Genomic DNA, 17725 nt, shown 5'->3' on the forward strand with positions numbered 1-17725 from the left:
ATTAAGCGCGGCCTATGCTTTCTTAGCGCCGGAAAAAGCCCTAAATTTAACGAATGCAAAACTCAATAGAAACACCAAGGTTGCTGCTGCGCCCAATCGAAATCTCGGATGCGGACGGTCTTTTCGCTTTAGATTCAAATCCTGACGTCCATATTTATCTCGGCCGCAATCCCGTAAAATCGATGGATGTCATTTACGAAGTCATCGACAGCATACAAAGCCAGTATAAATCGAACGGGATAGGGCGTTGGGCCGTGGTCGAAAAGTCCAGCGGGAAATTTCTTGGCTGGAGCGGGCTGAAATTTGAAAAAGACGTCAACGGACGTTCGAATTTTTACGATTTCGGATATCGCCTGCGCCAGGAATTCTGGGGAAAAGGTTTTGCAACAGAAGCCGGTCGCGCCTGGATCGAGCACGGTTTCGACCAAATGAAACTCCCGCTGATCAATGCTTTCGTCTCCGCCGGAAATGCCGCCTCGAGACGTGTGCTTGAAAAATGCGGATTACAGCATACCGAAAGTTTCGAATACGACGGCGGGCCCGAGTGCTGGTACGAAATCCGCAACCCGAAGTTTCCCGAGGAATAACATATGAATATTTGTCTAAAATAAAAATGGCCGGAATCACTTCCAGCCATTTTTGTACTGCTTTTACCTGACGATGAATTTTTTGATTGCGCGTCGGCCCTGGCTTTCCACTTCGATCATATAAATTCCCGCTTCGGCGTTGAGGCTTACATGTTGCAGAAGCAGTCCGCCGTCCGAGAGCGCACGCTTTTCGAAAATTTGCCGTCCTCTCATATCGTAGACCTTAAACTGGAAATCACCGCTGTAACCGTTCAATTGTACGGTGAAACTACCGCTGTTCGGATTCGGATAAAGCACAAAATCTAGGTTTTGGTCGTCACCGACTGAAAGCGCGGGTTCGATGCTGCAGAGATTCAGCGTCCACGACTCGATCGCGCCACCGTCATCGGCCCAGTTGTCGTAAACGGCGAGTGTCCATTGGCCCTGGCCGTTTTCGCCTACGAGCGCACTTAAAGGTGTTTGAGGCTGGAAAGTTCCGTCGATTACAGGCGTTTCTCCTGAGCACGACAAAATAGCTCCGCTGTCGCTGAACGTAGCGGAAATGTCGTCACTTTCCCCGCAAACATTGCTGAAAAGCTCGATCGTATTTCCGGAAGGCGCAATCAATGCTACGGCCAGATCCCCAACCCAAGTGTGGGAAATGTCGACGGACACTGTTGCACGGGAAATCGCAATAGCCTCGGCAACGTTCATCGTCGCAAAAACGGTAGTGGAACTGTTCGAGGGGATTGCAACCGGAAGCGCAGCTGTCGCGAAATCAGAGCAGACCGTCTGGCCGGTAGCGAATGACGAAACCACACTCTCCTGGCCTTCGCAACCTGCGTTTCGAGGCGTGACGCTCCAATAATATTGTGTGGCTTCGGACAAAGCGCTAACGGAAACCGAATTCGTGTTCGATGTATACGTTTGGAAAAGCTGTGTGCCCGCTTCATCTAGATAAATCGAAATTTCGTAATGGGACGCATTAATGTCAGCCTCCCATTCCAGGGTCGTCGTGGTCGGAATTCCCGTTTCGAGATTTGCCGGGGACGTCAGGGCGATGTCGGTAAAGACCGGACTTTGCAGGTCAAGGAACACAGACGACGTTCTCACGGTGCTACCCGAGGTCGCCGTAAGCAACACCTCATAAATTCCCGTTGGGGACGATGTCGTATTCGAAATCACGAGCGTAATGGTTGCGCTTTCAGTAGCCGACATCGGTGCAATATTCGACGTCGCGCCCGCTGGCAAACCACTTACCGTGAAGTTTGTCGTTCCGGCGAAACCGGCAATAGTGTTGTATTGAAAACTGTAGGTAGCATCGGCGCCCTGACAGATGCTCGCAAATTGCGTCCCGGCCTGAAGCAGTGTGAACGTAGGTGCTGACGGAGCCGATATCGCAAAGTTCTGGTTCGACAAATCGTAGAAGATGTTGCCGTGGCCGCGCACCATGATGCGGTTCGTATTTCCGGGAAGGTTCGGGATCGTCACAGATTGAAGGCCGTCATTCGGAACATTTTCAGCTAAGGTATGATCGAAACTCTGGCCACCGTTGGTAGAGAGCAGAATGTCCACGTTGCTCGTATTGACGCCATTGCCGATGGTTCCGGCTACGTTCCAAGTGATGTTCTGGTTCGATCCGGCGATCCAGTTGACGGCCGTGTTCGGACTCGTCACGACGAATGGCCCAGCCGAATTCGAAACGGTGACTTTCATATAATCGGTTCTCGATTCGCCTCCGCCAGGGTTATTGTCGCGCACCGTGAAAGCGAAATTATACTCGCGTCCGACGTTGGAAATCACTTCCCAGGTAGGCGTGAGGTTGTTGGCCAAAACGTCCGGAAGCTGCGGCAGGTAACGCACCGGAACATCGGTAATGATTTGCGGCTTGAAGTTCGGTCCGGCCGTAGAGCTGGCAGACGGCGGTTGAACCGATAGCTCCTTATCGTATTGTTCCCACATATAAGTCAATGCGTCGTTGTCGGCATCGGTAGCCGAACCGGTCAGGATAAACGCCGTCCCTTTTGGGATCGTGTAGTCGGTTCCTGCATTCGCCGTCGGACGTGAATTGCCGTTCGTAGCGGGAGGAACACAACTTCCGCCGCCTCCGTTTATCGTATTGCGTATCTGGAAGATGCTCCCTGCGTGGAACTGGGCGTTGGAATTATTCTGGATATTGGGATCGCAAATTCCGGCGTAGGCCATGATCGAACTTCCGCTTCCCGGCTCGTACGACCAATTGGAGTCGCGGTTGCCGCCACATTCGTTGTTGAACGTATGGGCCGCACCGAATTGATGCCCCATCTCGTGGGCGACGTAATCGATGTCGAACGGATCGCCCACCGGAGCTCCCAATCCTGTAGCTCCGAACGCTTTTGCGCCTTCCGCACACGGTTGGCCGCCACCGAGACCGCCTCCGGAAGTGCCGACGCCGTGTCCGAAATCGTAGTTTTCAGTTCCTATGATTTCGTCGAGCGTTTCCTGGGTTTCCCCGATCAAGGCCCCGACGTCATTGTCGGTAAGGTTGTCGGTATCGATGAAAATCACATCTTCCTCATTCGGGATCAATTGAAAAAACACCGACAGGTCGCGTTCGAACATGGAATTCACGCGTGTAATCGTGACGACCACAGCGGCAAGGACGGCTGCTTTTTTCTCGGCGAGCGTCCCGAATTGCACGCCGGCTTCGGCAATGTGGAAATCTGAAAATTCCACCGTCGTTACGATACCTGTTCGGTAGGTCCGGTAGACGCCGTTGTCCATTGGGAGTGCGTCGGTGATATCAGGCCGCATTTCCGGCTCGCTATCGGAAACCAGGCAACTGAAACTGCGGCTAGAGGAAAGCCCGAGACGCGAATACGCCATATAATATTGGCGGTCGCTTGAATAAGGGTCAATGTAGGACGTGCCATCGTTAGCGGACGACGTCATGGCGTGCAATCCGAAAAGGGTGACGCTGAAGCGGACAATACTCGATTTTTTCCCGATTCCCTGTCCGATATAGGATTTGATTTCCTGGTGTCTGCCTGCCAGTTCGGGATGCATCACAGGCGCTTCCCAAATGCGGAAGTCCTGCAAATTCCCGTTGGCATCCGGAAACGGCAAAATCAGGTTCGACGTTCCACCTCGCATAGGAGCCGCGGTCAACGCTTGTTTGAAAGCCGCCATATCGAGCCTGAGGTAAGCTTGTTGCTTCGGTTGGGAAGTGCGTTCTTTTTTGCCAGATCGCGACGCTTCGGTTTCAGTGGCCGTCTGCCAATAAGTTTGCGAAAAACCTATTGAAAAAGACAAGGTCGCAATAAGGGTAAGTAAATGTTTTTTCACGAGTTGTGGATTTAGTTGGAAGACGAAGATAGTTAATTAGCGAGTTTGATGATTAGCGAATTTGATAATTAGCGAATTAGCGAATTAGCGAGTTGAATAATTAGATGATTGAGATAATTAGATGATTGAGATAATTAGATGATTGAGATAATTAGATGATTTAGGTAATTAGTCGGATAGGGATTTTGGGGAAGAATGGTTTTCAATGCTGTGCTTGCGTTAGGGATGGCGGCATTGTCGAAGCTCGTTTTGGAGCCTGCGGAAAAACAGCGACTGCCGACAGCCCGGCCGCGGCATCTAAAAACTTGATTTTAACGCGATGATCGGGGCCGCGGAACGCCCAAAAAACTATCTTTGCCGCTTCAAAAAATCAAATAAACGATTCAACGCATAAACACATAAACGACAAATGATTACTGTCAACGACATCGCCGTCCAGTTTGGTGGCACGACGCTCTTTTCGGACGTTACTTTTTCGATCAACGAAAACGACAAGATTGCCTTGATGGGCAAGAACGGCGCGGGAAAATCGACACTTTTGAAGATTGTCGCGGGTGTCAACAAGCCGAGTTCGGGCGCAATTTCGGCTCCGAAGGAAGCCGTGATCGCGTATTTGCCGCAGCATTTGCTGACGCAGGACGATGCGACGGTGATGGAGGAGGCCTCGAAAGCGTTTGCCGAAGTCTTCAAGATGAAAGCTGAGATCGATGCGCTCAACGAACAGTTGACCGTGCGCACCGATTACGAAAGCGACGATTATATGAAACTCATCGAGCGCGTTTCGGAATTGTCGGAGAAGTTTTATTCGATAGAAGAAATCAATTACGAGGCGGAAGTAGAGAAAGTCCTGAAAGGCCTCGGATTCGAAAGAGAAGATTTTTCGCGCCCGACGTCTGAATTTTCTGGCGGTTGGAGAATGCGCATCGAACTGGCGAAGATACTTTTGAGAAAGCCGGACCTTATCCTGCTCGATGAGCCGACAAACCACATGGACATCGAATCCATCCAATGGCTCGAGGAGTTTTTGGTAAATTCCGCCAAGGCCGTCATCGTGATTTCCCACGACCGGGCGTTTGTCGACAACATCACAAATCGCACGATAGAGGTTACGATGGGCCGCATTTACGACTACAAGGCCAAATATTCGCATTACCTCGAATTGCGCAAGGATCGACGCGCCCACCAGCAAAAGGCTTACGAGGAACAGCAAAAGATGATCGCTGAAAATACCGAATTCATCGAGCGTTTCAAGGGCACGTACTCGAAGACGCTCCAGGTGCAATCACGCGTTAAAATGCTCGAGAAACTCGTGATGGTAGAAGTCGATGAGGTCGATAATTCGGCTTTGCGATTGAAGTTTCCGCCTTCGCCGCGATCGGGTCAATATCCGGTCGTGGTCAACGAATTGTCCAAAAATTACGGTGACCATGTCGTGTTCAAGGACGCGAATCTCGTGATCGAGCGCGGCCAAAAAGTCGCTTTCGTAGGAAAGAACGGCGAGGGTAAATCGACGATGATCAAGGCGATCATGCAGGAGATAAAGCCGGATTCGGGTAAAGTCGAAGTCGGGCACAATGCACAAATCGGATATTTTGCCCAAAACCAGGCCTCGTTGCTCGATGGCGACCTGACGGTTTTCGACACGATCGACCGCATTGCCGTTGGCGATATCCGCACCCAAATCAAGAATTTGCTCGGCGCGTTCATGTTTGGAGGAGACGATACGCAAAAAAAGGTAAAGGTGCTTTCAGGAGGCGAAAAGACGCGTCTTGCGATGATCAAATTGTTGCTCGAACCCGTGAATGTCCTGATTCTCGATGAGCCGACGAACCATCTCGACATGAAAACCAAAGACATCATCAAGGATGCGCTCAAGGATTTCGACGGAACGTTGATCCTGGTTTCCCACGATCGCGACTTCCTCGACGGATTGGCGACAAAAGTTTTTGAATTCGGCAACAAGCGCGTGAAAGAACATTTTGAGGATATCAAAGGCTTTCTGGCAAATAAGAAGATGGAAAGTTTAAAGGAAATTGAGAAGTAGTGATGGTATTGAAGTGCTTCTGCATAAAAAAGGGACGCTAACCCAACGTCCCTCTCTAACTAAACCAACTTTAACCAACTTATTTTTTGCGTTTTCTTTTGCCGTAAGCTTCCAGCGAAGAGACGAACTTGTCGAGTTCTTCGCGGCTTATCGCATGTAACGGCAGGGTTATTTCATGGCGGCTGTCACCAAACGGGTTCTGGCCGCGACAGTTGAGGATGACCGTTCCGCTTCGGTCTTCGTGATAGATTTTTTTATAGACGATCGCACGTCTCAAATCGATCGTACCTTTTCCGTGTTTTAGGACCGAGTCTGTCATGAGGTGGCGTTGGGTCCAATCGAAACTCAAAATGCTGTCCGCGATCGAGACATTGTCGCTTTTGTGCTGTCGTAAGAAGGCGTTCAGCTCTTGCTCACTGAATGTTTGCTGTCCGTAAAGCGAGCCAAACGCCAAAATCAATAAAAAACTAATTCTTCGCATAACCCAAAGTTTGTACACTTTCCACAAGTCGGATGAATTCTGAGCGATAACCGTCCTTGTCGGTAGAAAGTCCTTGTTTGGCCAGTTTGCGGATGTCGTCCGACGAAATGTTGGCGACTAACTTCGATTCCCTCAATTTCAGTCCGAACCAAGCCACGGCCGAGGCAAATTTCATGTCCGCGGAAGCATTGCCGATCTTGTCGCCGATCACATGAACCATTTCAATGCTTTTTTCGCCATCGGGCTTTTTGTAACGGAATTTTACCGTTGCCAGTTCGTCCTTGAATTTTGGGTCGACATTCTTTTGGTCGGTGTATTTGAGATTCGTGGATTCGGTGAAGAACGTGCTTTTGACGCCTTGGGGAATTACCTCGTACAAAGCCGTCACATTGTGCCCGCTTCCCAGTTCGCCGGCGTCGATGGCATCGTTCGTGAAATCTTCAGGCCGAAGCTTCCGGTTTTCGTATCCGATAAGGCGATAGCTTTGAACGTGTTTCGGGTTGAACTCGACCTGGATTTTCACATCCTTGGCGATAGCGTACATCGAGCCGCCGAATTCCTTGACCAAAAAGCGGTTGGCTTCCTGGATGTTGTCGATGTAAGCGTAGTTGCCGTTGCCTTTATCGGCGAGAATTTCCATTTTGGAGTCCTTGTAATTGCCCATTCCGTAGCCCAAAACCGTCAGGAAAACACCGGTCTTGCGCTTTTCTTCTATTAGTTTTTCCATATCGGAATTCGTGGTGCTTCCTACGTTGAAATCGCCGTCTGTGGCCAGAATGACGCGGTTGTTTCCATTCTTTATAAAATGTTCCGACGCCGTTTTGTACGCCAGTTCGATCCCGGCTCCGCCCGCGGTGCTTCCGCCTGCCTCAAGGTTGTCGAGGGCCGAGAGAATACGTTCTTTCTCGTTTCCGTCGGTAGGCGGCAACACCAATCCGGCGGCACCGGCGTAGACAACCATCGATACGCGGTCTTCGGCGCGCATCTGGGCCACGAGGAGTTTCATCGACGCTTTGAGCAGCGGCAGTTTGTTGTAACTGGACATAGAACCGGAAACGTCGATCAGAAATACGAAATTCGATGCAGGCAAATGATCCGTCTCGATTTGTTTGCCCTGAAGCCCGATCTTGACAAGTTTGTTGCCGGAGTTCCAAGGGCATTCGGCGACCTCGGTGACGATCGCAAACGGATGTTCCCCGGTTGGCTGAGGATAATCGTATTTGAAGAAATTTACCATTTCTTCTATCCTGACGGCGTCTTTCGGAATCTTTTGGCCGTTGTTCAAAAAACGCCTCACGTTCGTGTACGAAGCGTTGTCGACATCGATAGAAAACGTCGAAAGCGGCTCGTTCTTCGGGCTCGTGAACGCATTTTCCACAAAGGTTCCGTACTCTTCGTCGTCCGTTGTCGTGGCGACATGCCGATTTGGAATCCCGGGGGCATTGTCGTCCCGCTCGATCAATGGAGAAGCGGTAGGCGCGGCGCTTCTCGTAAGAGCTTCCGACCTGATGTGAACTTTGCGCGACTTTTCTTTCTGGATGCCCAACGCTCCCGTTACGACGACTTCAGACAATGCTGCGCCTTGCGTCAGTGTCACGTTTATGGTTGTCCGCTTGCCGACTTTTACGTGTCGGTCTTGCATTCCGATATAACTGAACACCAACGTTTCCCCTTGGTTTACCTTTATGCTGTATTTCCCGTCGACATCGGTTTGCACTCCGACGTTCGTTTCTTTGACGATTACATTCGCACCCGGAAGCGGGCCTGACGAGTCAGATACTCTTCCGGTAACGGTAATCTGTTGACTGGTAACTGCTTGAGCGTCGCGGTCGAGAAAAAGTACCCGAAGCCCAGCGGATTGATGCGTGGCCAAACTTATGAGCATGGCTACGCCTAACGAAACGATTTTGGACTGTTTCATGGCTGTATTATTTAGGTTGTAATTGATATTTCGGCTTTCGGATCGGTGCCGACGTAGCCTTTATTTGCGGGTTTTGCTTTCTGCTGGTTTTCCGTTTCTGGTAGTTACGACGACAACGCCGTTCCTGCCTTTTTCGCCATAGCGTTTAACGGCGTCCTTTCCCGTATAAATCCGGGTTTTCATGCCTTCCTCCTGAAGGTTCAACGGAGCGTATGGGCTCGTCGGGTTCGTGCCGAACAGCGATTCTTCGGTATATTCCTTTCCGTCGATGATGTAAAGCGGTTCTTTGAGGTAGAAAACGGTGTCGCGTTCCGTGGGCACGGTTTCCATGACGGCGGCTAGTTTGGCGTCGTACTCTTTTTGGTTTTCGGCCAGGAGCGGCTTTCCATCTACGATCATCAGCGGTTTTGGCCGATCTTTGGCGATTTGCTTGGTCCTTTTCTCAGCAGACGCGCTTTTTTCCTGTTTCTCGGCTTCTTCGGACGTCACGATTTGCGCCTCGAAAACCCGTCCTCTTGCCATGATCCCTTTCACGCGTTCGCGTCTGATAAAATCTTCTGATTCGTCATCCTGTCCCGACAACAGTTCAAACGACCGTGCCTCTTTTGCTTTTACAGGAACCGAACTCATTACCGGCGCGCTGATGCGTTGGGTTTCCTTCGATTTTACCGTTTCGGCATCGCTTTCGGAATGCAGGCTTATCGCGTCTTCTCTTGAAGCTACCGATTGTTTTTCCAACTGTTTGTCGAGTATTCTTTCGGCTTCGATCCTGAGCACCGACGTCGAATCTGCCGGAACTGCAACCACTTGGCTTTGAGGCGTAAGCTGCGGTTGCTCCTGCGGTTTGGCCACCACTTCACGAGAAGGTTTGACGGGAGCGACAGATTCAGGCTTGAAGAGCTGATAACCCACCGATACCACTGCCACGATCGATGCCGCAACGGCCCATTGTTTCCATTTTTTGTTCTGCTTCGAGAGCGCTTTGTTGTCGAGTTTGTCTTCGACGCGCGACCAAACCGACTCCAGACCGGGAAATTCCCTCGACTCGGCTTTGTCGGCAGCCTGTTTCATTTGTTCGAAAATTTTTTCCTGATTCTCCATGTTCATTTTGCTTGCCGGTAATAGTAGTTGTTTACAAGCTCTTTGAGTTTGGTCTTGGCCACGTTGAGCTGGGATTTTGACGTTCCTTCTGAGATTTTGAGCATATCCGCGATTTCCTTGTGTCCGTAACCTTCGATTGCGAAAAGGTTGAAAACAGTGCGGCAGCCCGTTGGGATCAGCGTCAAAAGCTTGAGAAGGTCTTCTTCCTCGAGTGTGTTTTGCGGGACGTTATCGGTCACTGAAATCGTTTTGTGATCCTCGAGATAAAGATTGAAATTTACGTTGCGCCTCAATTGCTGCAGGCACATGTTTACCGTAATCCGGCGCGCCCACGCCTCGAAGGCCCCATTTTCCTTAAGTTGTTCGAGTTTGGTGAAAATAGTGTAAAAGGCATCCGCCAAGGCTTCTTCGATCTCTTCCTCCTTTTTGAGATACCTTTTACACGTACGGTACAACTTTGGCGCCATCGCGTCGTAGACTTTGCGCTGGGCGTCGCGTTGCGATTTGCGGCAGGCTTGTATGAGATTGTCGTCGATCACGTTGTTGGTTTTTTATGTAGATGGCGAGGTTGGGGAAAAGGTTGGGATTGAATTAGCGAATTTGTCAATTAGCGAATTAGATAATTAGTCAATTAGATAATTAGTCAATTAGATAATTAGTCAATTAGATAATTGCGTTGGGCGTTGCGGTGCTTGCAAAAAGCTGATCGCATTTTGCAAGTACCGCCGGGCTTTTGCCACTCGCTTTTGCTCCACTGCGTTGCGCAAAGAGCTTAAACAATGGCGCAATCCCTAACGCGGGCGTTTTCAATCCAGGCTTAGTGTAAGCTTGAAAATACCGGACTCCATCCCGTCGGTGTCATTGTCTTCGCACAACAAAAAAACAATTTCGGAATCGGATCTGGAGAAAAACGTCAATCCTTCAAATTTTTGTCGATCGGTAATTTTTTCGGAATAAACGATCTTCATGGTCTCATAATCGATCTTGCCGATGATGCTGCCCAAAACCTCACCGTCGTCGTACGTAGATTGGGTGTCTTCGGCCGTAGCCAGGAACCAGATCGCATCCCCAACCAAAATTGCATCGGTGAAACTCGTCATGACGTGCTTTATTTTGGGCAGCGCCACCGGAAAATATTTGATTTTGTCAGGACTTTCAAGACTTCCGATAACCTTAAATACGCCGTTGTTGCCACCGTTTCCGTTTCCTCTTTGAAAAAAGAACCAGGCATTTTCAACACCAATCGCGCCCTCGAGATTGAAATTGTCAGCGTCGATTTTCGATGCAGTGCGCATTTTGTCGTACAATCCAGCCAAATCGCGTCGTTCCACTTTTTTCGTGCTGAGGTCGACGATCGAGACATTCGTTCGGTTTTTTGTGGAACCAGAACCAAACAAATAGAGTTTCCCGTCGCGTTCGGCCAACGCCTCGAAATCTGGCTTAATTTTCTTCGGAATATTTTCAAGCACATCTGAATCGAACAACGGAATTTTTGCAAGCGAGGCGTCGTCGGCGTGAAATTCGTAGAGGCAGCCGGCGTTGTCCGACGCGATGAAAACCGAACCGTCGCGATAGAACAGTCCTGAAGCAGATCCTATCCCGACGATGTGGTAAAGCAATTCAAGCGAGAACCGTTTCATGATGCGAGGTTTTGTTTCGCCCTAAAATTACCTATATTTAAAGAAACAAAACCTATGAAAAGCATTTCCGAAGACGATTTCCGAATTACGGCAGGCGCAAAGCTCGCGCACATTCCTACGAATTATGACCTGAATTCCGATAAGGAGGCGATAGAGGGTGCGCTTGGCGAAATCAGGGAAGAGCTAAGCAAGATTCAGGACAAAATGTACGCACATAACCAGTACGGTGTGTTGATTTGCCTCCAGGGAATGGATACGTCCGGTAAGGACAGCCTGATACGCGAAGTGTTCAAGGAAATCAATCCGAGGGGCGTCGTCGTACACAGTTTCAAAACGCCTTCGGCAACCGAACTGGAGCATGATTTTCTGTGGCGGCATTACGTGGCGTTGCCCGAGAGAGGCAAAATGACCGTATTCAATCGTACGCACTATGAAAACGTCCTGGTAACGCGCGTGCATCCGGAGTATATCCTCAACGAAAACATTCCGGGAATAACATCGACTAACGATATTACCGAAGCCTTCTGGAACGACAGGTTGGAATCGATCAATAATTTTGAACAACACCTGTCGCGCAACGGCGTGATCGTCCTCAAGTTTTTCCTGCATCTGTCAAAAGAAGAGCAACGGCAACGGCTCCTAAGACGATTGGAGGAAGAGAAACACAATTGGAAATTCTCGCCCGGCGATCTAGAAGAGCGTGCGCTTTGGGACAAATACCAACATTATTACGAACTTGCGATAAACGCGACGTCAAAGAAAACGGCGCCTTGGTTCGTGATTCCCGCAGACGATAAAGCGACGGCGCGTTACATAGTCGGGAAGATAATCCGAGACGAACTCAAAAAATATAAGGACATAAAAAATCCCGAACTTGACGTGGAAGTGCAGGAGAATATTTCAACTTTCCGGAAACAGCTTGAAAGCGAGTAGAATTAAGGTTTAAAGTTTGAGGTTTAAAAGTTTAAAGTTTAAAGTTTAAAGTTTGAAGTTTTGTAACCTAAGTTCGATTTACACAAAAAAAAAACGCCTCCCGAGATCGAAATAGGAGGCGTTTCCAAATAGATGTCTTGAGAGCTTATAGCTTGAATCCGTAAGCGAATCGAAGCGCAATTTGATGGTTTCCGTCGCTTGGTGTGTTGTTGCTGTAACCCGGGAAGTCCGCATAGTATTCATAACGCACACTTACGTCGAAATATTGGTTGGCCCATCCGATACTAGGAGAGAGGATAGCCGATACGTCTTTCGCACCTGCATATTCGGCTCCCGATACGGCGAATCCGGCACCGGCTTCACCCATGGCGTAGAACTGGTCTTCCCACCAGAATGCCTTGAAACCCGCTTTTACAGGAACGAATCCGAGGTCGTCGACTTCAAATCCGTCGATTTCTTTCCCGAACAAATGCGAATATCCTGTCGTAAGCGTTACGGAGTAGCGTTTTGAAAAGTCGTATTGCAAGCGGACATCTCCACCCAATCCGAATCCGTACGGATCTTCCAGGACATATCCGGGAGCGATACCGAACCCGAGTCGGAACCCTCTGTCGTATGAGGCATCGCTCGCAGGAGAGGAGGTAACACCGATTTCCTGAGCCGATGCGAACGTCGTGAATAGTGCGGCCGCCGCCGTCAGCAATACTGATCTTAATTGGAATGATTTCATGATATAGAGTTTAGGTTAACATTTGGAGGCACAGGGCCGGTTTAGTGATTTCAAAGATAGAAGTGACGTTTTTGCAGGTGTTTACACAGTTTACAGATTATTTTATATCCGATTTCCGATCAATTTCCAATCCCTTTGTCCACAAGGCTTTAGTTAATATTCTCCAATTTTATGGTTTGTTGAATGTCGCACGATAGCTTAACAAATTTTAACATTTGGCATCGCAATGGCCCGCGTTTTTTCGGAATATCGCCATTACCTTTGCCGACGAAATCCGGCTATGACACTCTCAATCTACACAAAAGAATTTTCCCAGAACATAAAACTGGCGTATCCTGTCATTTTGGGCATGATCGGTCATTCGCTCATTCAGATCGTCGACAAGCTCATGGTCGGCCGTCTTGGCGCGACGGAACTGGCCGCGGTTTCGCTCGGAAACAGTTTTATTTTTATCGCGATGTCGGTCGGGATCGGATTTTCTACCGCCATTACGCCCATCGTAGCCGAAGGTCACGCCGCTAAAAATGACGATCAGGTGCGCTCGGCCTTTCACAACGGCCTGTTTTTATGTACGGTTTTGGGGCTCTCGATGTTCACGGTCATCTACTTTTCAAAACCGCTTATGCACTTCATGGGCCAACCTGAAGAGGTCATTGCCCTGGCCAGGCCGTATTTGGATTGGGTTGCGTTTTCGCTGATCCCAATGATCATTTATCAAGGCTACAAACAGTTCGCCGATGGCATGTCGCTTACCAAATATTCAATGTATGCGATCGTCATGGCCAATATCATCCACGTCCCGATCAACTTCGTGCTGATATACGGCATATGGATTTTTCCGAAGATGGGAATCGTCGGGGCGGCGATGGGAACGGTGATTTCGCGTATCGCCATGGTAATTGCAATGCATTTCATGTTGTCGAGGCGACAGGAACTCGAAAAATATTTCCAGGGCTTTTCGTTTGCCGAACTCAGGAAAAGCGTGATCCGGAAAATCATTGCCATTGGCGGGCCGTCGTCGATGCAGATGTTGTTTGAAGTAGCGCTGTTCACAGCTTCGGTTTGGCTTTGCGGAAACCTGGGGCGAACGAGCCAGGCGGCAAATGAAATCGCGTTGAGTCTCGCGACCTTCACTTATATGTTCGCGATGGGATTCAGCGTCACGGCAATGATCCGGGTAAGCAACCAGCGAGGTTTCAACGATTTCAGGAAGCTCATCGTGGTGGCGCGCTCGGTGTTTTTGCTCACGGTGATCATCGAAGCTGTATTTGCGGCACTGTTCATCGTTTTTCACGATTATCTGCCGCAATTCTTTCTCGATACCAAAGATGGTTTGCAGGCGCACGACAATTTGGAAGTGGTCGCCATCGCATCCCAATTGCTTGTGATCGCCGCATTATTTCAACTGTTTGACGGCATTCAGGCCGTCGTGCTCGGCGCGCTTCGTGGCATCCAGGATGTCAAGGTTCCAATGTACATCACGTTCGTTTCCTATTGGATTTTCGGTTTCCCGATCTCGTTCTACCTCGGCCAATATACCGACCTCGGCGCATTTGGTGTCTGGATCGGATTGCTGGCCGGATTGGGCGCGGCCGCCATATTTTTGTACCTTCGCTTTGAAAACGTCACACGCAAACTCGTTCGCGACAACGATCCAACTCGCTAACCGCCCCATCATCTCATTATCTCATTATCTCATCATCTCATTTTCTAATTATCTAATCACCTAACAACATGGAACTTCCTAAATTCTTACTCGGCGACAACACCGACCATCCGGACGATATTTTTGTCATCCACCTCGACTATCCGCGTTTTATCATCAACCTCAAAGACGATGAGATTGAAATAATGGATGAAGTGGAAGAGGACGAAGAGGAAGAGTTGCAGGCCGAAATGGAAAATCTTGTGAAGCTCGCCAACGAATTCTACGACAGGGAAATAGCGCGGTACGAGGAATAATCGCGAAGGCAAATGGCTGGGAATGAGCTCAAAGCCGTTTTTCCAGTTCGTTTCGTACCTCGTCGGCTGAAGGGTTTATCGCTACGATTTTTCCCTTTGGGTCAATAAGGAAAATACCGCCGCCTCCGTTTCCTACATTGTATTTTTCCCAGATCCCGTTTTCGCGGTCAAGCTCCAAAAGATGTAGCCAGGGCCATTTTTCTTCCTCCAGAAATTTTACAAGGCGTCGGCTGTTCTTAAATTCACCGGCAACGCCGACAATGTCAAATCCTTTGTTTTTGAAATCCTGATATACAGGAAGCATTTCGCGCGTGTGACGGATGCAGGACGAGCACCAGGTTGCCCAAAGGTCGAGCAATATCATTTTGTTTTTTATCTGTTCCGAAAGCACTATTTTCTTTCCGTTGAGGTCAGGTGCGGTAAAGTCGACAAAAGTTCCGCCGACCTTTATCTGCTCAATCCCATTGACGAGATTGTCGATCGCTGCGTTATAGGGATGGCCCGGGTTCGCGTTTGCCAATGATTTTTGATTCTCTTTTGCCAGTTGGATATCGGGTTGCTCATCGTACATCAGGTCTGACATGACTAAATAGTAGGCAGGCAAAGACCTGTTTTGCTCGATAAATTTTTGTTGGAATTTTCTGCGTTCGGAATATATTACTTCGGCTTTACGATCGAGCGCCAGCCCTTCGGGCGACTTGTCGAGCTTGTTTTTGCGCAATGCGGCGATTTCCTTTTCGGCAGTTTGATAATCTTCTTCGTTACGGGCATCACGGCGCTTGTCGAGCGCTTTCTTCATCGGATTGCTGTGAGAAGAGCCGATGTCACGAAGCGAATCCTGTCGTGCGTAAACCGAATTCAGCCTTGCCCTGAACAAACTCTCGCTATTCCGGACGTATTGTCGGTAAGCGTCATTGTGTTTACCTCCGGTAATCTCGTTTTTCGAAAAATCATGTTTTGGGTTGATCACCGCGTGAATCGTCCCATTTTCAAGGAACACGATAGAGAATGGCCCGCCTCCTTCGACCAGCGCGTCACCGGGCATCAGTTCGCGGATTTCATCGTGGTCAAATGCTACTTTATAGTCGAACTTTTGATTGATGACAGGAATCTCGACGACCGAATCGAACCTTAAATCCTGGCCCATCTTCTTGAGAATAACTGATTTCATGTTGGAATCGGAAACAACGCCTTGCAAATGACAAATTTTGCCTTGCGAGAAAACCGGCATGCAGGCGAAAAATAATAATGTCGACACGAATTTTTTCATGATGTTCCGGCCTGCTTAAAATAATTGGCGAGCATTTCCTGAGCCGCCTTGAATGGTGAAATGCGATTGTGAAGCACATCATGGCTGAGCTGTTCGAGCAATTTACCGATGTTTGGGTCGGAATAAAATCGAAAACGCAGTTGTTCCGCTATCGTCTCCCGCATCCAGGCGAGGTTTTGTTCGCTGCGCCTCTGCTCGAAAAAACCGTTTCCTTTGGTGAGTTCGAGATAATCCGAAACGATTCCCCAAACCTCGTCGATGCCGTCTTTCGTTACGGCGCTACACGTAGTGGCTTTTGGCATCCATCCCGAACTTTTCTCGGGAAAAAAATGCAGTGCCCGCCCAAATTCGGTTTTGGCTAATTTCGCTCTTTTGACGTTGTCGCCATCGGCTTTGTTGATCGCGATCGCGTCCGCCATTTCCATGATGCCGCGCTTGATGCCTTGAAGTTCGTCTCCGGCGCCCGCTATCTGCAAAAGCAAAAAGAAATCGGTCATGCCATGCACCGCCGTTTCGGATTGGCCGACGCCAACGGTTTCAATGATGATCGTATCGAATCCGAACGCCTCGCACAGCGTTATCGTTTCCCTGGTTTTTCGCGCCACGCCTCCCAACGTTTCTCCCGAAGCCGACGGTCGGATGTAAGCGTTTTTATCCTTTACGAGCTCTTCCATGCGCGTCTTGTCTCCCAAGATGCTGCCTCGGGAAAGCGAACTGCTGGGATCTACGGCGAGCACCGCAACTCTTTTCCCGATTCCTGTCAGGTACGTCCCGAAGGCTTCGATGAACGTGCTTTTGCCCACACCGGGAACGCCCGTAATCCCGATGCGTACCGAATGGTTGGTTTTTGGCAGGCAAGCCGAGATGACATCCGAAGCCTTCTGTTGGTGTTCGGGATTGGTGCTTTCCACCAATGTAATGGCACGGCTCAACGATGTGACGTCACCAGAAAAAATACCGTTTACCAAGTCATCCGCCGACGGTTGTCTATGGCGTTTGGAAATGACATTCTTAGCCACTTCACGGCTGAGGCTGTCGGGTTGGTCGACTCCTGTCTTTTCTGAAAGGGCAGAGGTTTTATCGCGTTTATCTTCCACGAACGTAAAGTTACGAAACAAAAACAGTTTCAAAACCGGGGCCTTGAAACTGTTGTACCAAATAAATAAAAAATTTCGTCAGGGATGAAACTAAAATCAGAAAGTATCCGCAAAGTTCGATAACGAAACCTCGCTGAGCTGCTTGCTGATGTTATTGTTCAAGTCATCGTAAAGATTGTTGAGATTGTTGTTGATGCTTTTTCCGACGGGGCAATTCGGATTGGGCTCGTTTTTGGCGTAACCCAATGTTACGTGATCGAATGTCATCTTGAAGATGTCGTCCAACGTAATGTTCTCGGCAGCGGCCAATAAGCGCGTACCGCCGTTCTTTCCTTCACGGCTTTCCACCACATTGTTGCGCTTCAGGTTGGCTATTTCCTTGCGCACCAAAACAGGATTCATGTTAAGGCTCGTAGCGATGGATTCCGAGGAAAGAAACTCATCCTTGTGCTTCGAAAGCAACGTAAGGATGTGAAGGGTAATGGCAAACTTTCCTGAAATCATTGTGTTGTCGTTTCTGTAATAAATATGTTTGCGAAAATACGCCCAATGATTTGCCGTTGGTCGAGCAGCGGTGTAAAGTTTAGTTAAAATCGATGAAATGCGTTAAAATTTAAAGATGCCGCAATCTATAGGAAAGCCCTATTTTTGCAGCG

The 17725-nt window shown here is 49.1% G+C and carries 15 protein-coding genes; 5 read left to right on the forward strand and 10 right to left on the reverse strand.

The window, feature by feature from the left end; all coding sequences use genetic code 11:
- The first annotated feature begins 53 nt into the window (after positions 1-53).
- Positions 54-587, forward strand: coding sequence for a GNAT family N-acetyltransferase (locus HC229_RS08375; protein ID WP_191020032.1), 534 nt, complete (start codon positions 54-56; stop codon positions 585-587).
- 63 nt (positions 588-650) lie between these two features.
- On the opposite strand, the gene HC229_RS08380 is transcribed toward HC229_RS08375, so the two are convergent.
- Positions 651-3890: a reprolysin-like metallopeptidase gene (locus tag HC229_RS08380; protein WP_191020033.1), complete on the reverse strand. Its 3240-nt coding sequence runs from the start codon at positions 3888-3890 to the stop codon at positions 651-653.
- 409 nt (positions 3891-4299) lie between these two features.
- On the opposite strand from HC229_RS08380, the gene abc-f reads away from it, so the two are divergent.
- Positions 4300-5934 (forward strand): ribosomal protection-like ABC-F family protein, encoded by a 1635-nt coding sequence (abc-f, locus tag HC229_RS08385; protein ID WP_191020034.1) that lies wholly within the window; start codon positions 4300-4302, stop codon positions 5932-5934.
- A 79-nt stretch (positions 5935-6013) separates the two neighbouring features.
- On the opposite strand, the gene HC229_RS08390 is transcribed toward abc-f, so the two are convergent.
- The 5 genes from HC229_RS08390 to HC229_RS08410 form a co-directional block, all read right to left on the reverse strand.
- Positions 6014-6415, reverse strand: a complete 402-nt coding sequence (locus HC229_RS08390) for a hypothetical protein (RefSeq protein WP_191020035.1) — start codon at positions 6413-6415, stop codon at positions 6014-6016.
- Positions 6402-8336: a vWA domain-containing protein gene (locus HC229_RS08395; protein ID WP_223845559.1), complete on the reverse strand. Its 1935-nt coding sequence runs from the start codon at positions 8334-8336 to the stop codon at positions 6402-6404. The genes HC229_RS08390 and HC229_RS08395 overlap by 14 nt, the downstream gene beginning before the upstream one ends.
- A 60-nt stretch (positions 8337-8396) precedes the next feature.
- Positions 8397-9437: a hypothetical protein gene (locus HC229_RS08400; RefSeq protein ID WP_191020036.1), complete on the reverse strand. Its 1041-nt coding sequence runs from the start codon at positions 9435-9437 to the stop codon at positions 8397-8399.
- Positions 9438-9439: 2 nt separating this feature from the next.
- Complete coding sequence (locus tag HC229_RS08405) at positions 9440-9904, reverse strand: RNA polymerase sigma factor (RefSeq protein ID WP_223845566.1); 465 nt, start codon at positions 9902-9904, stop codon at positions 9440-9442.
- 339 nt (positions 9905-10243) lie between these two features.
- Positions 10244-11077, reverse strand: a complete 834-nt coding sequence (locus tag HC229_RS08410; RefSeq protein WP_191020037.1) for a DUF6929 family protein — start codon at positions 11075-11077, stop codon at positions 10244-10246.
- Positions 11078-11131: 54 nt separating this feature from the next.
- Between HC229_RS08410 and HC229_RS08415 the strand changes: the two genes are divergently transcribed.
- Entirely contained in the window at positions 11132-12010 is an 879-nt protein-coding gene (locus tag HC229_RS08415) for a PPK2 family polyphosphate kinase (protein ID WP_191020038.1), read from the forward strand.
- 145 nt (positions 12011-12155) lie between these two features.
- On the opposite strand, the gene HC229_RS08420 is transcribed toward HC229_RS08415, so the two are convergent.
- Positions 12156-12740 (reverse strand): hypothetical protein, encoded by a 585-nt coding sequence (locus HC229_RS08420; protein ID WP_191020039.1) that lies wholly within the window; start codon positions 12738-12740, stop codon positions 12156-12158.
- Between the two features lie 280 nt (positions 12741-13020).
- Here HC229_RS08420 and HC229_RS08425 point away from each other — a divergent pair, with 280 nt between their 5' ends.
- Positions 13021-14406 carry an MATE family efflux transporter gene (locus HC229_RS08425; RefSeq protein ID WP_191020040.1) on the forward strand — a complete coding sequence of 462 codons (1386 nt, stop codon included), beginning with the start codon at positions 13021-13023 and terminating at the stop codon, positions 14404-14406.
- Positions 14407-14474: 68 nt separating this feature from the next.
- Positions 14475-14702, forward strand: coding sequence for a hypothetical protein (locus tag HC229_RS08430; RefSeq protein WP_191020041.1), 228 nt, complete (start codon positions 14475-14477; stop codon positions 14700-14702).
- Positions 14703-14730: 28 nt separating this feature from the next.
- Here HC229_RS08430 and HC229_RS08435 read toward each other — a convergent pair whose 3' ends face one another.
- The 3 genes from HC229_RS08435 to HC229_RS08445 form a co-directional block, all read right to left on the reverse strand.
- On the reverse strand, positions 14731-15873 hold the full coding sequence (locus HC229_RS08435) for a TlpA disulfide reductase family protein (protein ID WP_191020042.1): 1143 nt from the start codon (positions 15871-15873) through the stop codon (positions 14731-14733).
- 95 nt (positions 15874-15968) lie between these two features.
- A complete protein-coding gene (gene meaB / locus HC229_RS08440; RefSeq protein WP_191020043.1) occupies positions 15969-17069 on the reverse strand; it encodes a methylmalonyl Co-A mutase-associated GTPase MeaB in 1101 nt (366 codons plus the stop codon).
- Positions 17070-17165: 96 nt separating this feature from the next.
- A complete protein-coding gene (locus HC229_RS08445; protein ID WP_191020044.1) occupies positions 17166-17573 on the reverse strand; it encodes an Rrf2 family transcriptional regulator in 408 nt (135 codons plus the stop codon).
- Positions 17574-17725: the final 152 nt, after the last annotated feature.

The organism is Flavobacterium selenitireducens, from assembly GCF_014748335.1.
Lineage (GTDB): Bacteria > Bacteroidota > Bacteroidia > Flavobacteriales > Flavobacteriaceae > Flavobacterium > Flavobacterium selenitireducens.

Coding starts and splice junctions, on each gene's coding strand:
- HC229_RS08395 (WP_223845559.1), bottom strand. CDS start 8,336: ATGAAACAGTCCAAAATCGTTTCGTTAGGCGTAGCCATGCTCATAAGT.
- HC229_RS08410 (WP_191020037.1), bottom strand. CDS start 11,077: ATGAAACGGTTCTCGCTTGAATTGCTTTACCACATCGTCGGGATAGGA.
- HC229_RS08420 (WP_191020039.1), bottom strand. CDS start 12,740: ATGAAATCATTCCAATTAAGATCAGTATTGCTGACGGCGGCGGCCGCA.
- abc-f (WP_191020034.1), top strand. CDS start 4,300: ATGATTACTGTCAACGACATCGCCGTCCAGTTTGGTGGCACGACGCTC.
- HC229_RS08390 (WP_191020035.1), bottom strand. CDS start 6,415: ATGCGAAGAATTAGTTTTTTATTGATTTTGGCGTTTGGCTCGCTTTAC.
- HC229_RS08405 (WP_223845566.1), bottom strand. CDS start 9,904: ATGGCGCCAAAGTTGTACCGTACGTGTAAAAGGTATCTCAAAAAGGAG.
- HC229_RS08375 (WP_191020032.1), top strand. CDS start 54: ATGCAAAACTCAATAGAAACACCAAGGTTGCTGCTGCGCCCAATCGAA.
- HC229_RS08400 (WP_191020036.1), bottom strand. CDS start 9,437: ATGGAGAATCAGGAAAAAATTTTCGAACAAATGAAACAGGCTGCCGAC.
- HC229_RS08435 (WP_191020042.1), bottom strand. CDS start 15,873: ATGAAATCAGTTATTCTCAAGAAGATGGGCCAGGATTTAAGGTTCGAT.
- HC229_RS08430 (WP_191020041.1), top strand. CDS start 14,475: ATGGAACTTCCTAAATTCTTACTCGGCGACAACACCGACCATCCGGAC.
- HC229_RS08425 (WP_191020040.1), top strand. CDS start 13,021: ATGACACTCTCAATCTACACAAAAGAATTTTCCCAGAACATAAAACTG.
- HC229_RS08445 (WP_191020044.1), bottom strand. CDS start 17,573: ATGATTTCAGGAAAGTTTGCCATTACCCTTCACATCCTTACGTTGCTT.
- HC229_RS08415 (WP_191020038.1), top strand. CDS start 11,132: ATGAAAAGCATTTCCGAAGACGATTTCCGAATTACGGCAGGCGCAAAG.